Source organism: Bradyrhizobium sp., from assembly GCF_049586575.1.
Lineage (GTDB): Bacteria > Pseudomonadota > Alphaproteobacteria > Rhizobiales > Xanthobacteraceae > Bradyrhizobium.
In genome coordinates, this window is sequence record NZ_JBAVCF010000528.1 from 1 (window position 1) to 2486 (window position 2486).

The 2486-nt window shown below is 64.2% G+C and carries 2 protein-coding genes; one reads left to right on the forward strand and one right to left on the reverse strand.

Translation table 11 applies throughout. The features are described 5' to 3' along the window. Positions 1 to 1334 (forward strand): heavy metal translocating P-type ATPase (locus WB528_RS19820; protein ID WP_423890106.1); only part of this gene is annotated, 1334 nt, incomplete at its 5' end. Positions 1335 to 1380: 46 nt separating this feature from the next. Here WB528_RS19820 and WB528_RS19825 read toward each other — a convergent pair. Continuing rightward, positions 1381 to 2486 (reverse strand): ATP-dependent metallopeptidase FtsH/Yme1/Tma family protein (locus tag WB528_RS19825; RefSeq protein WP_423890107.1); only part of this gene is annotated, 1106 nt, incomplete at its 5' end.

Genomic DNA, 2486 nt, shown 5'->3' on the forward strand with positions numbered 1-2486 from the left:
CGCTCAATCAAAGCGGCAGCTTCGTGATGCGCGCCGAGAAAGTCGGCCGCGATACGCTGCTGGCGCAGATCGTGCAAATGGTGGCGGCTGCCCAGCGGTCCCGGGCGCCGATCCAGCTGCTCGTCGACCGGGTCTCGTCGTGGTTCGTTCCCACGGTCATCGCCGTCGCCCTGGTCACCTTCGCGGTTTGGTCCGTGTTTGGGCCGGAGCCGCGCTACGCGTTCGCGCTTGTCGCAGCGGTGAGCGTGCTCATTATTGCGTGTCCGTGCGCGCTCGGACTTGCCACGCCGATGTCGATCATGGTCGGCGTCGGACGCGGCGCGCGCGCCGGCGTGCTGGTCAAGAATGCCGAAGCGCTGGAACGGCTGGAGAGGGTCGATACGCTCGTTATCGACAAGACCGGCACGTTGACCGAGGGCCGGCCGAAAGTCGTCGCCATTGTTCCGGCCGCGGGCTTCAGCGAGGCCGAAGTGCTGCGGCTTGCCGCCGCTGTCGAGCGCGACAGCGAGCATCCGCTTGCCGCCGCGATCGTCAGAGCCGCCGCTGAGCGCAACATCGTACCGGCCGACGTTCGCGACTTTACTGCTCCGACCGGCAAGGGTGTGATTGGCACGGTCGAAGGCCGCAAGGTCGCCCTCGGAACCGCGACCCTACTCGCCGAACTCGGCATCGATGCCACCGCGCTGCAAGGCGATGCCGATCGCTTGCGCCGTGACGGGGCCACCGTGGTCTTTCTGGCGGCCGATAAAAAGGCCGCCGGCCTTGTCGCCATTGCCGATCCAATCAAGGCGACCACGCCCGAGGCATTAAAGACGCTTGCCGCGGACGGCGTGCGCATTGTCATGCTCACCGGCGACAATCGCCTCACCGCCGAAGCTGTGGCGCGCCGGCTCGGCATCACCGAGGTCGAGGCCGAAGTACTCCCGGACCGAAAGAGCGCCATCGTCGAGCGGCTGCGCCGCGAAGGCCGCACCGTCGCCATGGCGGGCGATGGCGTCAACGATGCGCCGGCGCTTGCTGCCGCCGAGGTCGGGATCGCCATGGGCACGGGCACGGATGTTGCCATCGAGAGCGCCGGCGTCACCCTGCTGAAGGGCGATCTGGTCGGCATTGTCAGGGCGCGCCGGCTGTCGCGGGCGACGATGCGCAATATCCGGCAAAACCTGCTGTTCGCATTCCTCTACAATGGCGCCGCCATTCCTATTGCCGCAGGCGTCCTCTATCCGGCGTTTGGCATCCTGCTGTCGCCGGTGATCGGCGCCGGCGCCATGGCGATGTCATCGGTCAGCGTGATCAGCAATGCGCTGCGGTTGCGGTTCGTAAAATTGGATTGATGAATGCCTTGAGCGTCGATCAAGCAGGAAAACGGCACATAATGGCCTAGGCTTTAGGCGGTGCTTCGCGGCTGCTGATAGTCGGCGACCTTTCGCCCAATCCAGCTTTGCCAAACAAGCCCGCGATCATTCCTGTCATCGCGTGGCTTGATGCGGCCGAACCGGATGTCGTCTTGTCGCCGCGCACAAACTTGACCAGACCGACGATCAGCAAAGCGGCGATGATGAGCACCATCGGCCATGGCAGCCGCGCCAGCCACGACAACCAGCCCGTCGACGACACGACGTCAATAACGACATGCTGCTGGCGAAGGTCCGGCAGCAACGAAGGATCGCCGAACGACGGGGCCTGGGTGCGGAACGTGGCTTGCGGTTCGGCTTTATCCGCAGCCGGCACCTTGACGGCCTGCTTGAACTCGCCATCGATCTGCGTTGTCGCAATCGTCACGTTGGCGACATTGCCGGCATCGAGCTGATCGAGGAACCCGCTGTAGGAAATCGCAGCCGGCCCTTTGTTCATTTCCACGACGCCGAAGACACCGAGCGCCACGACGATGAGCCCGACAATCCACATTAACGGGCTCCGATACCCTGCCCGCTTTGAGCGGTTTTCAGAGGCGAGGGCCATTTCGTCCTCCGGGCGAATCCCTCCAGCGGTTTCCCTGTGATCCGCGGTCTGGTCCGCAAACGACCTGAACATCGGAATCATCGCCAGCGTCGACCGCATGTCCATCTTGCCGCCGCGCGCCACCCTGACCAGACCGGCAATAAAGGCGGCGGCGATGATAAGCAGCATCGGCTTGGCCAGCAGAAGCGCCGCGAGGCCGCCGACCACGGCCGACGTTCCCCACCAGTACGCCGAGGAAGAGGTGACGGCGATTGGAACGTGCTGCTTGCGCAGCTCCGTCAGCAACGCTGGATCGCCGACATCAGGCACTCGGCTGTAGAAGCTCTTCGAAGCGGCTGCGCCGTCGGCCTCACCCTGGCCGAGGGGATGTCTGAGAGCGCCGTTGATCTGCGTGCCGGAGAAGGTGACGCTTGCGATGTTGTTGCCGGCGAGCTGATTGAAAAAATCGCTGTAGCGGAGCGCCATCGGCTTATTGTGATTTTCGATCAAAACAACGCTGGCCAATGCCGCCAGCACGATAACGC